Here is a 15,758-nt window from a genome sequence, read left to right on the forward strand (position 1 = left end):
ATAGACTTCATCTTCTCAATAATCCGATGAAGCCTTACTATCTAATCTTTAATGTAAGGTGATACGGTAACTTTTGCAAAATGGATACAAAAAGCTATAAGCAATATCAATTATTTTTTCAGGTAAGCAATTAATCCTATTATTGTTAACAACAAACAATGGTTCTACTTAGTCAACTGTCGCTCTATCCAACGATTAATTTGTCTTTCCAATATGCCAAGTGTGACGGGACCATTAGCTAAAATTTCATCGTGAAAGGCTCTTATATCAAATGACTGACCTAACGCTTTTTCAGCCTTTTTGCGCAGCTCAACAATTTTAATTTCACCCATTTTGTAAGATAGCGCCTGGCCTGGCCAGGCAATATAGCGATCAATTTCTGTTCTGACATTATGCTTAGATAACGCCGTATTTTGCTCCATAAACTTAATGGCTTTTTCACGACTCCAGCCTTTAGAGTGCATACCGGTATCCACAACCAGGCGAATTGCACGCCACATTTCATAAGTTAAGCGACCAAACTGACTGTATGGATCTTGATAAAAGCCTGCTTCAATCCCGAGCTTTTCACAATAGAGTGCCCATCCTTCGCCGTAAGCAGACAAATAGGAATCGCGACGAAACTTGGGTAAGTTGCTTAGCTCTTTGGTTAAGGCATTTTGTAAATGATGACCTGGTACGGCTTCGTGCAAGGTCAATGCTTCAAGTACATATAGTGGGCGTTTGTTCAGTGCGTAGGTGTTAACCCAATAGGTGCCTGATCGATGACTGTCCAGTGGCGCACCTACATATCTTCCTGTTGTATAACGAGGAGCTATCGCATCGGGAACCGGCTCGACACCGTATGGTTGACGCGGAAGTTTTGAGAAGAATTTTGGTAATTTTCCATCCATTTTTTTAGATATATACGCGGCTTCTTTCAATAACTCTTCTGCACTGGAGGCATAAAATTGAGGATCCGTTCTCAAGTAATGAATAAACTGCTCAAAATTACCCTCAAAACCCGAAGCCTCAATCACTTTGTCCATTTCAGCCCGAATTCTGCGCACTTCTGACAGACCAATATTATGAATCTCGTTCGCTGACAAATTTAATGTTGTGTAATACTTAATCTGTGACTGATAAAACTGACGGCCGTCTTTAATTTGCTCAATAGCAATAGAGTCACGACCATGAGGCAAGTAATCCTGCACTAAAAACTGAATAAAAGACTTTACCGCTGGTTGAACGTTATTGTTAATCGCCTGCAAAGCTCGCTTGGTCAAGTGCTCGGCTTGCTTTTCAGGCAAAACCTTTGACAATTGTTGCAACGGTTTCGCCAGTGGGTTTTCCGAGGCTTTGTCGGTAATCAGTTTTTCTAGCGGCTTTTCAAAGTCCACTAACACTATTGCAGGCATTACTTTATTTATGGCCACAGCGCGTTTTAGATTCAGCTGCCACTGATGCAAGAAATCTGGAATGCTTTCCAACTTTTCAATGTAAAATAGAGCGTCCTGTTCATTCTTTATCAGCGTTATATCGCCTAACCTGAGTAAGTCAAAATAAAACCCGGTATCCCCTTCCATTGGAAACAAATGTTTATCATAAATTATATCGTTTATTTCCGAAGTGACGTTAAATCGGAACATGTCGGCATTTATTTTTTCGTCCTCAGACAATTCGCTATAATCTATTTCGGTCAATCGTTGCAAAAAGCCGTCTAGTTTCGCTTGATGTTGTTGAAAACCAGCTTCAGAGAGATCTCTAAAGCCACCTTTTCTCATGTCTTTATCAGGATGCTCAACACTTGGATAGCGTTGCTTCTGGTAACGGGAATAGTCACTAAAAATACTGTGAAGTTGCTCGACAGTCTTATTCGATTCTGTTGTTGTAGGTGCTGCAGCCCCTAAAATGCCAATATTTGCAAATAAAATAAATAACCACAGGTACTTTCTCATTGTTATCACCAAATTTATAATAGTCGTTCAGACCATTGTAAATTTCATAGTGAAGCCGTCAAGCTAATGTTAAATCAACGTCAAATCGAATCGTTTTGCGAACAAGGCTTCCTTGTATTGCGGCAGTTTTGCCCAGCAGCCACCAGGCAGCACATTTTAGAGCTTAGTAAGAAGCACTTAGACGACCGAGTGGTTCCTTATGAGCTGGAGTCTGAATTGCAGTACCCAGGGGCACCAAACGCTGCATCCAATGGTGGGCAAACTATACGACGACTGAAACAGGCCTACGACAGAGCGCCTACATTTGCGAGTTGGGCTACCAATAACGAGTTATCAAGCATTCTTGAACAATTATTAAAAGAGCCGGTCTATCTGGTGCGAAGCCACCACAACTGTGTGATGACCAAGCAACCCAGATTCAGCAGCGACAGTCTATGGCATCAGGACATTCGGTACTGGCGATACAGCCAGCGCGAGCTGATATCTGCCTGGCTAGCATTGGGTGACGAAACAATAAATAATGGTTGCTTACAGGTAGTTCCCGGTTCGCACCGATTAAGCTTTTCAGCCGAACAATTCGATGACGATTCATTCTTCATTAAGCAGCTTGATGAAAATCAACGATTATTACAGCAAAAACAATACATTGAACTTGATGCCGGTGACCTAGTGTTGTTTCATTGCCGTTTATTGCATTCTGCGACCCGAAACTATACCGACCAAACTAAATTTACAGCGGTGTTTACTTATCGTGCGGAATCAGACTGTCCATTAGCAGATTCACGATCCGCTTCACTGACCGATGTTCCACTATCTTTAGAGGGTACTTCTTTAGAGGGTACTTCTTTAGAGGGTACTTCTTTAGAAGATACTTCTTTTGAAGGTAATTCTTTAGAAGGTATTTCCGAAGAATCAAATAATAACTCAGCAGATTCAATGGCCTGATTACCAAACAATCCCCCCCACCATTCAAACCTTTTCGTCTGATTTTTGGTTTTCTTGCTCGATTTAAATGACATTACCGATCCCTCAAAGGAGCGATCGGTAACTCTAAAACAGACATAGTAATTACGCAGCACCCAAAGAGTCTAACCATTCGTCGTCGGAGGCTTCAGTAATGTCCTCAAACAAAAAGGTGCTCAGGTAACGTTCGCCAGTATCGGGCAGCATGGCAAGAATACTGGATCCCTGTGGTGCCTGCTCAGCCACTTTAAGCGCAGTCGCCAAAGTTCCACCAGCCGATATACCAACAAAAATACCCTCTTCACGGGCAAGCGCCAGAGAAGTATCACGAGCAACAACATCATCCACGGGAATCACCTGATCAATAATGTCACGATTCATTACTTTTGGAATAAAGTCCGGAGTCCAGCCCTGAATTTTATGAGGTTGCCAAGGCTGTCCGCCTAATAACGCGGCACCCGATGGTTCAGTTCCTATGATCTTAATATTAGGACGAGCAACTTTTAGTACCTCACCAACACCGGTTATTGTGCCACCAGTGCCATAACCGCTGACAAAGTAGTCGAGACCATGTCCGGCAAAATCTCGCAGTATTTCCGCTGCAGTGGTATTGCGATGGTACTCGGGATTGGCTTCATTTTCGAACTGTCTGGCTAAAAACCAGCCATTTTTTTCGGCCAGTTGCTCGGCTTTTTGAACCATGCCAGTCGCCTTGTCGGCGGCAGGTGTTAAAATCACTTTGGCACCGAGAGCTTTCATCAGCTTTCGACGTTCAACCGAGAATGTCTCCACCATGGTTGCCACAAACGGATACCCTTTTGCAGCACACACCATAGCTAATGCGATACCGGTATTTCCTGAGGTGGCTTCAACAACGGTTTGTCCTGGCTTTAGATGACCTTTGCGTTCAGCGTCTTCAATAATGGCTAACGCCAGACGATCTTTAACAGAGGCCATAGGGTTAAAAGACTCTACTTTTACATAAAGATCAACATGCTTAGGCCCCAGCCGATTAATTTTGACTACCGGTGTCTGCCCTACAGTCTGCAGTATATTTTGATAAATCATGTCGTTCTCCAAACACAAAATCTGACCAGTACCTATAGCACCGTCAGCGTTAAATTCAATTAGCACATAACCAAGCGTTATAGCCGTATCTCAGATAGCTCCGGCTTAATGTCTGGTCACTGTAATGAGTTCCGCACAATCCCTGAAATAAAGTGATCGTCTTTCATCATAACCTTAAGTTATGAAATAAAACACAAGTGTTGACTTAGACAATTTAGTCATGTAGAAATAGCACTTATGCAAAATCAGACATAAAGACGTTTAGACATCCAAAGATGAGTTAGAGATAAGATTTACTGATAATTAACTTTATCGATGAACTATTTACCGATGTGTAGATGGTTTATATCAATAGCAATTTGGTTAAGTCGACTTTATGGCCTAACAAATGCCAAACAGAAAAAGCTGAACAATTAAAAATAAAGTGAACAGAATAGAGTGATATTCTGCAGCCAAACAACACAAAAGTATAAGAATTACAGGTTATAAAAATATATGAGTTTTTTAATGACTGCCCTCTTTAAGAAAAAGATGACACCCGTGTGTACCTGTATTGGAACATACCGTTGGCGGCTGCCGAGATGAAAAACTAAGGTCCACAGTGAACATCAAAAAGCCGCCAAGCACTAAGCAAAGCGGCTTTTTTATTGTCCGGTGCTTTTAAGCACCATTAATAAAAACACAACAAACGTTAACAACCATAACTGGAGAAACATCATGACTAACATTACTGCAATTAAACCACTCGCCCCTGTCTGTAAATTTACCTATATGGTTTTTGGCCATTCGATACCACCTTTAGGCGAACAAATAGGGAGATAAAGCCATGAAATTACAACAGCTTCGTTACTTACTGGCCATCGCAGACAACGATTTAAATATTACTGCGGCATCAGAAAAGCTGTACACATCGCAACCCGGTGTAAGCAAACAATTAAAATTATTAGAAGAAGAGCTTGGTTTACGCCTGTTTTCCAGAAATGGAAAAAGCCTTGATGGCATTACCTACGCTGGCAATCTGGTTCTTGAAAAAGCCGCCAGCATCATGCATGAAGTGGACAACATAAAACAATTAGCTCATGAACTGCAAAATGAACAAGAAGGTTCTTTATCCATTGGAACCACACATACGCAAGCGCGATATGTATTACCCGATATTTTACAGGCATTTCGGAAACGATACCCCGATGTAAAACTAAATCTGCATCAGGGAACCAGTGAACAGATTTCTGAAATGATGAAAAATGGTTTAATCGATTTTGCGATAGCAAGCAGTACCGGTGCAAAAAGCAATGACACCGTATCTTTACCTTGCTATCACTGGGATCGAGCAATCCTGATGCCGCAAGATCATCCACTGGCAAAACTGGATGACATAGAGCTTAGTGATCTCGCCCAATACCCAATTATTACTTATGTGTTTAGCCAGAATGGGAAGTCATCATTCCGTGATGCTTTTGCCAAAGAAGGACTAACACCTAACATTGCCATCACGGCGCGTGATGCGGATGTAATTAAAACTTATGTACGTAAAGGCCTTGGAATCGGGATTGCTGCAAGCATGGCATATGACCCTGATCTTGATGACGATTTAGTCGCGATCAGCACCCATGATATTTTACCCTCTTGCACTACATGGCTTGGCTTTCGTGAAGAGCAGTACGTTCGGAGCTACATGTACGACTTTATAGAAATGGTCGCACCGCATCTTGATCGCTCGACGGTGAATACGGCGATCCATGAGTACCGACGTACAGGGCAAATCAATTCAATTAAAGAGCATTCGTTGCCATATAAATTAATTGAGCGACCTACGGGAAAAAACAAAGTAGCGGCATAACTGACGGAAACACTTTTGTGCCGCAAAAACTGTTAGAGACGTAAACTATCGAGTTCTCTGACACACATAAAAAGGGCTGCATTAGCAGCCCTTTTTGTTACTTTACGTTAACGAGATTAACGTTTGTTTTGATTAAATGTTTAAAGATGGCTTTAGTTGTTTATGGATATTTTCTTAACCAGCTCTTCTTTTGGGATATTGCGCACCAGTTGAATTCGAAGTAAACCATGTTCCAATTTGGCGCTTTTCACTTCTACGTGATCGGCCAGTCGAAAATGACGCTCAAAACCTCGAGTTGCAATACCACGGTACAGGTACTGGGTGTTCTCTTCACCTTTCTCAGCAATTTTACCAGTAACCGTGAGCGTGTCTTTTTTCACGCTGATATCCAGGTCTTCATCTTTAAAGCCTGCGACCGCCATAGTGATCACATAGTCATATTCATTCGACTTTTCGATATTGTAGGGAGGGTAACCCGTATTGCTTGACTCATCCCGTTGAAAAACATTTTCAAACAGGTCATTAAAACGATCAAAGCCAACGGATTGACGGAATAAGGGTGTTAAATTGAATCGTGTAGACATAATAAGTCTCCTAATATATAGCAAGATTAATTTGAAATTAGTAACACTAACTTTCGTTTACAGAACCCTGTTCAGGCGTCCTGTAGTTCTTATATAGGGACGTATTATTTTGTTTTCAACGGCTATCTATAAAAAAATTTCAAAAAAACGCTGAGCAAAAATTTACTCAGCGTTTTAATGACTGCACCTTAGCAAAGTTAAGAACTACTTTTCAAAGAAAAACTTCTCTTCTCCAAAAGCAGGTTTCAGGTGGTCAAGCCAACCGGCTTTTTCATCATATTCGGCGAAAAATGGACGTTGGATCCAGTCTGGATCGCGGCCTTGAATAAAGCGCATGGCAAACACTTTCTCGCCATTAATTTCGGTAACACCTTGCACTTCGACTTTTCCTGGTGAGGCACTCATGGAAGGTCCACGTGCAGTACGGCATACGCCGGACACCTGCTTTTGCGCTTCGCGATATATATTCCAGGCTTTAACCAATGGCACTTCAAAATAGTGATGGGCACCCGTATCACGCTCAACGAACATGTAATAAGGAATAATGCCAAGCGCGACCTGAGCTTTCCACATTTTAGCCCAGACATCTGCATCGTCATTAATACCTTTAAGTAAAGGACCCTGACTGCGAATCTCGGCACCTGTCGCACGCACCTGACGAATTGCTTCTTTCGCCACATCGGTTGTCAGCTCTTTCCAATGATTGTAGTGCGCCATAATAGCGATATGCTTTCCAGCTTTAACCACATCTTCCAGTAATTGCAGTAATTCGGCAGAATCATCATCGGTTAAGAAGCGGTAAGGCCAAAAAGTTAATGCTTTTGTACCAATTCGAATGGTTTTAATGTGATCAAGCTCAGGATCCAGCATCGCTTCAAGGTATGATTTTAACGCCTTGGTTTTCATGATCATTGGATCACCGCCAGTAAAGAGAACATCCGTCACTTCTTTATGAGACTTCAAATACTCCACTAACTGGTTGATTTCTTTGGAGGCAAACTTTAAGTCTTTGTCGCCAACAAACTGAGCCCAACGGAAACAGAAAGTGCAGTAAGAATGGCAGGTTTGACCTTGTGTTGGAAAGAACAGTACTGTCTGTTCGTATTTATGCTGAATGCCTTCTACGGGCTCTCCATCGTGAAACGGAACATTCAGTTCCATTTGACCAGCCGGGTGCGGATTTAAACCTTCCCGGATACGCTCAATATGAGCCTTCATGGACTCTTTATCGCCTTCATCGTAAGCTTTTTCCAGAGCAATAAAATCATCGTCCAGAAGCATGGCTTTTTGGGGAAAGGTTAAGCGAAAAATAGCGCAGTTTTCCCAGTCATTCCAGTCAATTAACTGGTTTACCACGTATTCATTTACTCGAAATGGGAAAACCAAAGCCGCAACTTCAACCCCTTTTCTCGCCTCTTCTGGCAAACGCATAAACTGCGGTATTTTATCCAGTTGACGTTGTGTAAATACTTTGAGCTTAGGAGCCTCGTTTAAATCAACCTTGTAACAGTTTTCTTCAAGCTGTACCGCTTTATTCATATAAACTCTAACCCTATGTAATTTATGGCAATTCTGTTGCTGATAAGATGAACTGGCGTTTTTAATTACGCTACACAGCCAGAATTGTGTGAAACTTAGCCGGACGATCGTAACGAATAATGTGACGAGTTTCAAATTTAGCCGTAAAAACTTCTCTGCAGTATGCTAAAATTCAGCCTTTCAAAGGCTCAGTAACTGCCTGAAACAACAACTCTATCATCATGATTTTTAATGAAAAAAATATTATTAGCTACACTTAATGCAAAATACATTCATGCCAACTTGGGCTTGCGCTATTTATACGCAAATCTAGAAGATTTGCAACCGCATACTCAGCTGAAAGAATTCACCATCAAAACGCGAGCAATCGATATTGTTGAGAACATATTAGAGACTAAACCTGCCATTGTTGGTTTTGGTGTTTATATATGGAATATTGAAGAAACCTTTGCCGTGGTTGCACAATTAAAAACCGTCGCACCGGAAATAAAAATAATTCTTGGCGGGCCTGAAGTCAGCTATGAATCACAAGCTCATCCCATAGCAAATCACGTTGACTACATAGTTATCGGTGCAGCGGATAAAAGTTTTTACCAACTGTGTAAAGACATTTTAAATTCTCGTGCACCGGTCAATCAAATTATCAATTCGAAGCCACTTAAACTTAATGAGTTAAAATACCCTTACGAATACTATACTAACGAAGATCTGGCTAATCGCTTAATTTATGTTGAGGCATCACGGGGCTGCCCTTTTAAATGCGAGTTTTGTTTATCAGCATTAGATAAAACCAGTTATCCCTTTGACCTTGATGAGTTTTTGCAACAAATGGATAACTTGTATCAACGTGGCGCACGACATTTTAAGTTTGTTGATAGAACCTTCAATTTAAAAATCAATACGACACTGCAAATTCTCGACTTTTTCCTTGAAAGGCTCGATGACAAACTGTTTTTACACTTTGAAGTAATCCCCGATCATTTACCGGAAAAACTCAAAGACAAGCTAAAAGCCTTTCCATTAGGTAGCCTTCAATTTGAGATAGGCATTCAAACGTTTAATCAGCAGGTGCAAACACTCATTAGTCGTAAACAAAACAATGATAAATCAAAAGCTAACTTAGTATGGTTGCGTGAAAATACCAATGCCCATATACACGCCGACTTGATTTTTGGATTGCCGGGTGAAAAACTGGAAACATTCGCGAATAGCTTTGATGAACTCTACGCCTGTCATCCCCATGAAATTCAACTGGGTATTTTAAAGCGACTCAAAGGCAGTCCTATTATTCGTCATACCGATGATTACAATCTGAAGTTCAACCCTTTACCCCCCTATAATATATTGAGTAATAGCTCGGTTGACTTTATAACCATGCAACGGGTAAACCGCTTTGCGCGTTATTGGGACATGCTGGCTAATTCTGGACGTTTTAAACTAAGCTTGCCCTTGCTGATTGAGGACAATCCGTTCGACCGCTTTATGATGTTAACAGAATGGTTATTTCAACAAACACAGCAAACCCATCAGATTAATTTAAAAAGGTTATTTGAGTTACTGTTGAATGTTAGCGATTTATTTCCAGAAATCGACAGCCTTAAATTTATCGAGCTTTTACAACAAGATTATGAAAAAACCAAATTAAAAGGCAGATTACAGATTTCAACAGTAGCTAATAAACTCGATTCATCCAACTCCGATCAAGCAAGCAATAAATCGCACGCCAATCGTGCCACTCGACAAATGCGTCATATAGGATAATTTATGTCTCTCGAAAGTCTGGCATTTAATTCACTGATATATCTTGCACTAGCTTTTGTGATTGTTATTGCATTGTTACTTATTGTAGCGGCTATTTTTTATGTCATTGATGTCACCCAAACACAACATACCATTCGTCGTAACTATCCGGTCATAGGCCGTTTTCGATACTGGTTTGAACATCTGGGTGAGTTTTTCCGCCAATATTTTTTTGCAATGGATCGCGAAGAACTGCCTTTTAACAGGGCGGAACGAAGCTGGGTGTATCGTGCTGCTAAAAATGTTAATCGCACCATCGCGTTTGGTTCAACCAGAGACTTAACAACACCGGGAACTGTTTTATTCTTAAACTCTGCATTTCCAACTCTGGAAGAGGATGCCACTGAAGCAGCACCAATGGTCATTGGTGAAAACTGCAAAACGCCCTATCACGCTAAGTCATTTTTTAATATTTCTGGTATGAGTTATGGCGCCCTTTCCAAACCAGCAGTCATTGCACTCTCCAAGGGCGCTGCAAAAGCAGGTTGCTGGTTAAATACCGGTGAAGGTGGTCTATCTTCTCATCATTTGGCGGGCAACTGTGATTTGGTTATGCAAATTGGTACAGCAAATTACGGCGTACGTGACAGCGCCGGCAATTTAAGCGACGAAAAATTAAAACAGGTTGCCGCAAACGAACAAATAAAAATGTTTGAACTAAAACTAAGTCAGGGCGCCAAGCCTGGTAAAGGTGGAATACTACCGGCAATCAAAGTAACCGAAGAAATTGCAACCATCCGGGGAATTACTCAGGGTGAAGCCTCTATTTCACCCAATGGTCACCCCAACATAAAAAGTCCTGAAGACCTGCTCAATGTCATTAATAGAATTCGAGATGTAACGGGTAAGCCGGTTGGTTTTAAAGCCGTAATCGGTGACGCCAGATGGCTAATTCAGTTATTCGAGTTGATCCATCAACGCGGTGAAGCGTCAGCGCCAGATTTTATTACAATAGACAGTGCTGACGGTGGCACTGGCGCCGCACCTCAACCGTTAATGGACTACATGGGGTTAACCATCAAGGAAAGCCTGCCATGGCTTGTAAATGCTTTAAAACAACATAAATTAAAAAGCCGTATAAAAGTTATTGTTTCTGGTAAGTTAATCACGCCATCGCGAGTTGCCTGGGCCATCTGTGAAGGCGCTGATTTTGTGGTTTCAGCGCGCGGCTTTATGTTTGCCCTTGGCTGCATTCAGGCTTTGCAATGCAATAAAAATACTTGTCCGACCGGTGTGACAACACACAATAAAAAACTGCAAAAAGGATTGGTGCCAATGCAAAAAGCCGAACGTGTCGCCAATTATCATCGCTATATAGAATATGAAGTGGGCATGATAGCCCATTCATGTGGTGTAACTGATCCAAGAAAACTAACCCGCCATCATATTCGAATTGTTCAGGACACTGGAGAGTCTATTCCGGTGAATGAAATGAATTGATGATTGCCAATTAAAGGTTACCTTTTCGATCTGATTAATTTTTCGGAAATAATGAAAGCGACTAATAGCTCGAGACAAAGACAACATTCATCATCTCGACATTGTCAGTATTATTCAGCTTTTAAAAAGTCAACAATATCCTGACTTTCGTATAACCATTGTGTTTTATCATCGTTTATTATCTTCAGGCATGGCACTTGAGTTTTACCTCCACCGGCCATCAGTTCATTACGATAATCAAAATTATCCATTATATTTTTTAAAGAAACCTGCTTGTCTATTGCAGGCAGCTCATTAAGAACAAACTGACAAAATGGACAAGATGGAAAGTAAAAAAGCTCATACTGCTTCATAGTTTTCTCTCAGTGTATAAATTTCAAGGGTCACAAACATATATGACCCGAAACAAATTCTGCCGTTACAGATAAATTCGCACAATCTAAAACGATATCCTAAATCGATACCGTCAGGTGCCTCTAATATGGTGCTTATTAATGAATATTCAAGTGCTTGGCTTCTTACACCTGAGTGTTGATCAGGTTAACGAACAAAATTAAGTGCAGAATAGTCTAAGGATTGCTCACACCAGTCAATGTAATCTTTTCGCGACAAGTAAAATAAGTTACCCCGTGTTTCAGGCTGAGACTTCAACATATATAGATGTATTTTTGAATTCTTACGATAACGCTCAGCAACTTTTGTGACTGTTTCCAGTTTATCTTGGCGCAATACCAGTACCCAGGGTGCAACAGGAACACGAAACGCCCCCCTTGCACTTGCAATGCCGCCCAATTGACTGACAATGCTTTTCCATGGCTCACCATGACCAGCATACTGATGTCTCTCCCAGGCCAAAGCGTGGGCAATCTCGTGATTAAAAGTATCCACTATTGTGTCTTCAGCATTCAAGCGAATATGATGACGACTGATGGTGATTTTTTTGTCTCGAGGAAAACAGGCTCCTGCCCGTCGCTTGCCGTAATCCCAGGCTAATCGCCAGCCATTAAGCTCAGCGTAACTTTGTTGATAAAGAGAAAATTTTTGCTGTAAGCTTTTATACACAGGTTGAGTAATGCCTTTAAATTGTAAAGTGAAATCATAACAGCGGTGGTGACACTTTTCAGCCAAAAATCCAGTTAGAAGGCCAATACCAACCCGCTTACTCATCTCAAAAACAAATGCCTTTATCGCATTTCTCTATACTCTATCAACTAAATAGGTATCTTTTATAAAAAACAGTGTCTTACTATTGAAGCTTCTAATGATTGTACTAAATTGTAATTAAGGCCATTAAAAGATGTCATCTATGAATCAAACTCTCTTTTATCGAGTAGGCGGTGAAGCAGCCGTAGAAGCTGCGGTAAATCGTTTTTATGATAAATTTTTACAACAAGAAAGTATTATTGATTTCTTTGAGAACGTATCCATACCTGAGCAAAAAAATAAATTTCGATTGTTTTTTACACAAATATTAGGCGGTCCCTACACAACCAGTAATATCGAAATACGTCGCGTTCACGCACCACTGGTGGAGCGTGGTTTAAATGATCAACACTATGATTTATTCCTTAAGTTAATGGAACAAACATTACGCGAACTTGAGATCCCTGAAGAGCTTATTGAAGAGTTTATAGACCTGACAGAATCATTTAGAAAAGATGTGCTGAATAAATAATAAAATGGGGCTTCAGTTCTAGGAGCTCGTCATACAGTCGCTGTCGTCCCAAATTGCTCCCGGCAATTTGGTCGAACCACAAGAGAACCAAACACCTATTCTGCAAACATAAACAAAAGTTCCCAGTTAATACTTGAGTACAATTATACCGAGAAGGATTGTTTATCTCTTCGAGACCGACATGCTATCGTCCCAAATTACTCCCGGCAATTTGGTCGAACCGCAAGAGAACCAAGCGCCTACTCTTCAATCACAAACAAAAAAGCCCGGTAAATACCGCTATTCTAATCTATCGAGAGGGATTGCTCGCCACTTCCTTGTGGCTCGTCTCTTCGAGACCGACATGCTGTCGTCCCAAATTGCTCCCGGCAATTTGGTCGAACCGCAAGAGAACCAAACGCCTACTCTGCAAACACAAACAAAAAAGCCCGGTAAATACCGGGCTTTTTTGTTTGTTTGGCGGTGAGAGAGGGATTCGAACCCTCGATAAGCTATTAACCTATACACGCTTTCCAGGCGTGCGCCTTCAACCACTCGGCCATCTCACCAGTTAGCACTAGCTATTTTGCTATACAACAAATATAGGCGCTAATTTGAGGGCGCTAACTATATTCAATTCGAGCGCTTTTGACAATGACAAATCAGCTAATTACGCTAATTTATCAAGATTTTTTATTTGGATATTGCGCCAGTTTAGCTAAACTGTTAATGATTAAGTCCTTTCCAAATATTATTAATAAGACGAACACGGGAATTTTTTGTGGATATAAAGCTATTGCTCCGTTTAATGGCCGAACGCTCAGCCTCTGACCTGTTTTTTAGTACAGGCGCACCACCCCATATGAAAATTGAAGGTGTATCAACCCCCATGGGACAAGGCGCCCTGCCGCCCGGAGCTATTAAAGAAATCGCCTACAAATTGATGGATGAACAACAAATCCGAGAGTTTGAAGAAGAATGGGAGCTCAACTTTGCAATCTCTGTTGATGACATTGGCCGATTTCGAGTGAATGTGTTTATGCAACGGGGCGAAGTGGGCATGGTAATGCGCCACATTAAGTCGGACATACCCACCATTGAGGATCTAAAACTACCCAAGCCGCTAAAAGATCTGGTGATGGATCGCAGTGGACTGGTGCTGGTTTGTGGACCAACAGGCTCCGGTAAATCGACCACACTGGCTGCCATGATTGATTATCGAAACAGACGAGACACCAGCCATATTTTAACCATAGAAGATCCCATTGAATTTTTACACCAACATCAGATGTCAATTATCGATCAACGCGAAATTGGTGTTGATACCAAGAATTACCACAATGCTCTTAAAAACGCGATGCGTGAAGCCCCCGATGTGATCTTGATAGGTGAAATACGGGATCAGGAAGCGATGGAGTACGCACTCTCTTACGCCCAAACGGGTCACCTTTGTCTTGCAACCATTCACGGAAATAACTCCAAACAAGTTCTGGAGCGTATTCGAAACTTATTCCCATCCGATATGCGAGGCACGGTGATGAAAGAACTCTCCAGTGTACTCAATGGAATAGTTTCGCAACGACTCGTTATGAGTAATACAGGTGCCCGTGTAGCCGCCCACGAAGTATTAATGAATGCCCCAGACATCGTCGAAATCATTCAAAAAGGAACGCTCGAAGACTTAAGAAAAGCGATTGAAAATCACTACGCCGATGGCATGATGTCGTTTGATCAATGTTTATTCAAACTGTATCAAAACAAAGTTATTACTCGAGACGATGCACTCCACTTTGCTGAGTCAAAAACCGATTTGAACTTAAAAATGCGTCTGGCCGAAAGTGGCAAAAAAAGCTCATCACTGCCTAATAAAAAACAGGGTGATGGCCCCAGCTTTAAAACCAAACTTTAAAAGAGTTAATCATTTAAAGTTTATGGAATAAAAAAGCCGAGCTATGCTCGGCTTTTGTTTATCATTTAGTAGAAAATTTAATTAAATTTAAACTTACTTTTCAGCTGGCTTGGCAAACTTAAGTGTCATACGATCACTTTCACCGATGGCCATGTACTTATCTTTATTCTCATCACCTAAACGTAAACTTGGCGGTAACGTCCATACGCCCTTGGGGTGATCCGCCGTATCTTTCTCATTGGCATTAATCGACGATTCTGCCACCAATACAAAGCCAGCTTGTTTGGCCCACTCGATAACCAGGTCTTCACGCATATAACCGGAACGCTTATTTTCTTCTTGTGACATACCTTTTGGTAGCCGGTGCTCAACAACACCTAAAATACCACCTGGCTTTAACGCTTTATAAAACCCTTTAAAAGATTCAACAACACTTTCTTTGTCACCACGAATATACCAGTTATGAACATTTCGAAAAGTTAATACAAGATCTGCGGTCCCAGCTTTAGCTACCTCAGTTTTTGCAGGCGGATTAAAGACTGTCGTAACTATATCGCCATAAATATCTTCATTGGCAACAAACGTATCTTCAAACTCTTTTAACCGTCGATTGTAGTATTTAACGCCTGCGTCAGGATCAAAGTTTGCAGCAATATACTTGCCCTTATCTTTTAAATAAGGCGCCAGTATTTCAGTGTACCAGCCACCACCTGGCCATATTTCTACCACCGTCATCTCCGGGCGAATACCAAAAAACTGCAGTGTTTCAGCAGGATTCCGAAAATCATCGCGAGCAGCATTTTTTTCACTGCGATGCTCGGAGTTGATAACACTTTTCAGTTTCGTATCAACATCATTATTATCACCTGCAATTGTTGTAATAGAAAAACTTGCAAACGCTAATGCACCCGCAAGAGTTTTTAAGCGGCTTATGATCGGATTATTTATTGTTCTAATGTTCAATACACTATTGTTCAATGTACTTTTGTTTAATGTACTATCGTTCATTACTTTATTATTCATT

General features: G+C 41.2%; 13 protein-coding genes and 1 tRNA gene. 6 read left to right on the top strand and 8 right to left on the bottom strand.

Annotation, left to right across the window (positions count from 1 at the left end):
• Positions 1-164 precede the first annotated feature (164 nt).
• Complete coding sequence (locus C8D97_RS10890) at positions 165-1,937, bottom strand: DUF885 domain-containing protein (RefSeq protein ID WP_109763804.1); 1,773 nt, start codon at positions 1,935-1,937, stop codon at positions 165-167.
• 66 nt (positions 1,938-2,003) lie between these two features.
• Between C8D97_RS10890 and C8D97_RS10895 the strand changes: the two genes are divergently transcribed.
• The gene (locus C8D97_RS10895) at positions 2,004-2,882 is read left to right on the top strand and encodes a phytanoyl-CoA dioxygenase family protein (protein ID WP_109763805.1); all 879 of its coding nucleotides are present in this window, start codon (positions 2,004-2,006) and stop codon (positions 2,880-2,882) included.
• 123 nt (positions 2,883-3,005) lie between these two features.
• On the opposite strand, the gene cysK is transcribed toward C8D97_RS10895, so the two are convergent.
• On the bottom strand, positions 3,006-3,968 hold the full coding sequence (cysK, locus tag C8D97_RS10900) for a cysteine synthase A (protein ID WP_109763806.1): 963 nt from the start codon (positions 3,966-3,968) through the stop codon (positions 3,006-3,008).
• Between the two features lie 826 nt (positions 3,969-4,794).
• On the opposite strand from cysK, the gene C8D97_RS10905 reads away from it, so the two are divergent.
• Positions 4,795-5,808, top strand: a complete 1,014-nt coding sequence (locus C8D97_RS10905) for a LysR substrate-binding domain-containing protein (RefSeq protein ID WP_109763807.1) — start codon at positions 4,795-4,797, stop codon at positions 5,806-5,808.
• A 152-nt stretch (positions 5,809-5,960) separates the two neighbouring features.
• Here the strand turns inward: C8D97_RS10905 and C8D97_RS10910 are convergent, their stop codons facing one another.
• Together C8D97_RS10910 and C8D97_RS10915 are read right to left on the bottom strand one after the other, a co-directional pair.
• Positions 5,961-6,392 (bottom strand): Hsp20 family protein, encoded by a 432-nt coding sequence (locus C8D97_RS10910; protein ID WP_109763808.1) that lies wholly within the window; start codon positions 6,390-6,392, stop codon positions 5,961-5,963.
• Positions 6,393-6,596: 204 nt separating this feature from the next.
• Positions 6,597-7,931 (bottom strand): KamA family radical SAM protein, encoded by a 1,335-nt coding sequence (locus C8D97_RS10915; protein ID WP_109763809.1) that lies wholly within the window; start codon positions 7,929-7,931, stop codon positions 6,597-6,599.
• 231 nt (positions 7,932-8,162) lie between these two features.
• On the opposite strand from C8D97_RS10915, the gene C8D97_RS10920 reads away from it, so the two are divergent.
• Together C8D97_RS10920 and C8D97_RS10925 are read left to right on the top strand one after the other, a co-directional pair.
• Entirely contained in the window at positions 8,163-9,692 is a 1,530-nt protein-coding gene (locus tag C8D97_RS10920) for a B12-binding domain-containing radical SAM protein (protein WP_109763810.1), read from the top strand.
• A 3-nt stretch (positions 9,693-9,695) separates the two neighbouring features.
• Positions 9,696-11,171 carry an FMN-binding glutamate synthase family protein gene (locus C8D97_RS10925; protein WP_109763811.1) on the top strand — a complete coding sequence of 492 codons (1,476 nt, stop codon included), beginning with the start codon at positions 9,696-9,698 and terminating at the stop codon, positions 11,169-11,171.
• A 110-nt stretch (positions 11,172-11,281) separates the two neighbouring features.
• On the opposite strand, the gene C8D97_RS10930 is transcribed toward C8D97_RS10925, so the two are convergent.
• Complete coding sequence (locus C8D97_RS10930) at positions 11,282-11,524, bottom strand: glutaredoxin family protein (protein WP_109763812.1); 243 nt, start codon at positions 11,522-11,524, stop codon at positions 11,282-11,284.
• Between the two features lie 187 nt (positions 11,525-11,711).
• A complete protein-coding gene (locus C8D97_RS10935; protein ID WP_109763813.1) occupies positions 11,712-12,338 on the bottom strand; it encodes a SprT-like domain-containing protein in 627 nt (208 codons plus the stop codon).
• Positions 12,339-12,477: 139 nt separating this feature from the next.
• On the opposite strand from C8D97_RS10935, the gene C8D97_RS10940 reads away from it, so the two are divergent.
• Positions 12,478-12,846: a group I truncated hemoglobin gene (locus tag C8D97_RS10940; protein ID WP_170115217.1), complete on the top strand. Its 369-nt coding sequence runs from the start codon at positions 12,478-12,480 to the stop codon at positions 12,844-12,846.
• 457 nt (positions 12,847-13,303) lie between these two features.
• On the opposite strand, the gene C8D97_RS10950 is transcribed toward C8D97_RS10940, so the two are convergent.
• Positions 13,304-13,394, bottom strand: a tRNA-Ser gene (locus tag C8D97_RS10950).
• Positions 13,395-13,606: 212 nt separating this feature from the next.
• Here C8D97_RS10950 and C8D97_RS10955 point away from each other — a divergent pair.
• Positions 13,607-14,734 carry a PilT/PilU family type 4a pilus ATPase gene (locus tag C8D97_RS10955; RefSeq protein WP_109763816.1) on the top strand — a complete coding sequence of 376 codons (1,128 nt, stop codon included), beginning with the start codon at positions 13,607-13,609 and terminating at the stop codon, positions 14,732-14,734.
• 93 nt (positions 14,735-14,827) lie between these two features.
• Here C8D97_RS10955 and C8D97_RS10960 read toward each other — a convergent pair whose 3' ends face one another.
• Positions 14,828-15,757 (bottom strand): class I SAM-dependent methyltransferase, encoded by a 930-nt coding sequence (locus C8D97_RS10960; protein ID WP_245411436.1) that lies wholly within the window; start codon positions 15,755-15,757, stop codon positions 14,828-14,830.
• Position 15,758 lies beyond the last annotated feature (1 nt).

This window comes from Pleionea mediterranea (assembly GCF_003148745.1).
Classification (GTDB): Bacteria; Pseudomonadota; Gammaproteobacteria; order Enterobacterales; family Kangiellaceae; genus Pleionea; species Pleionea mediterranea.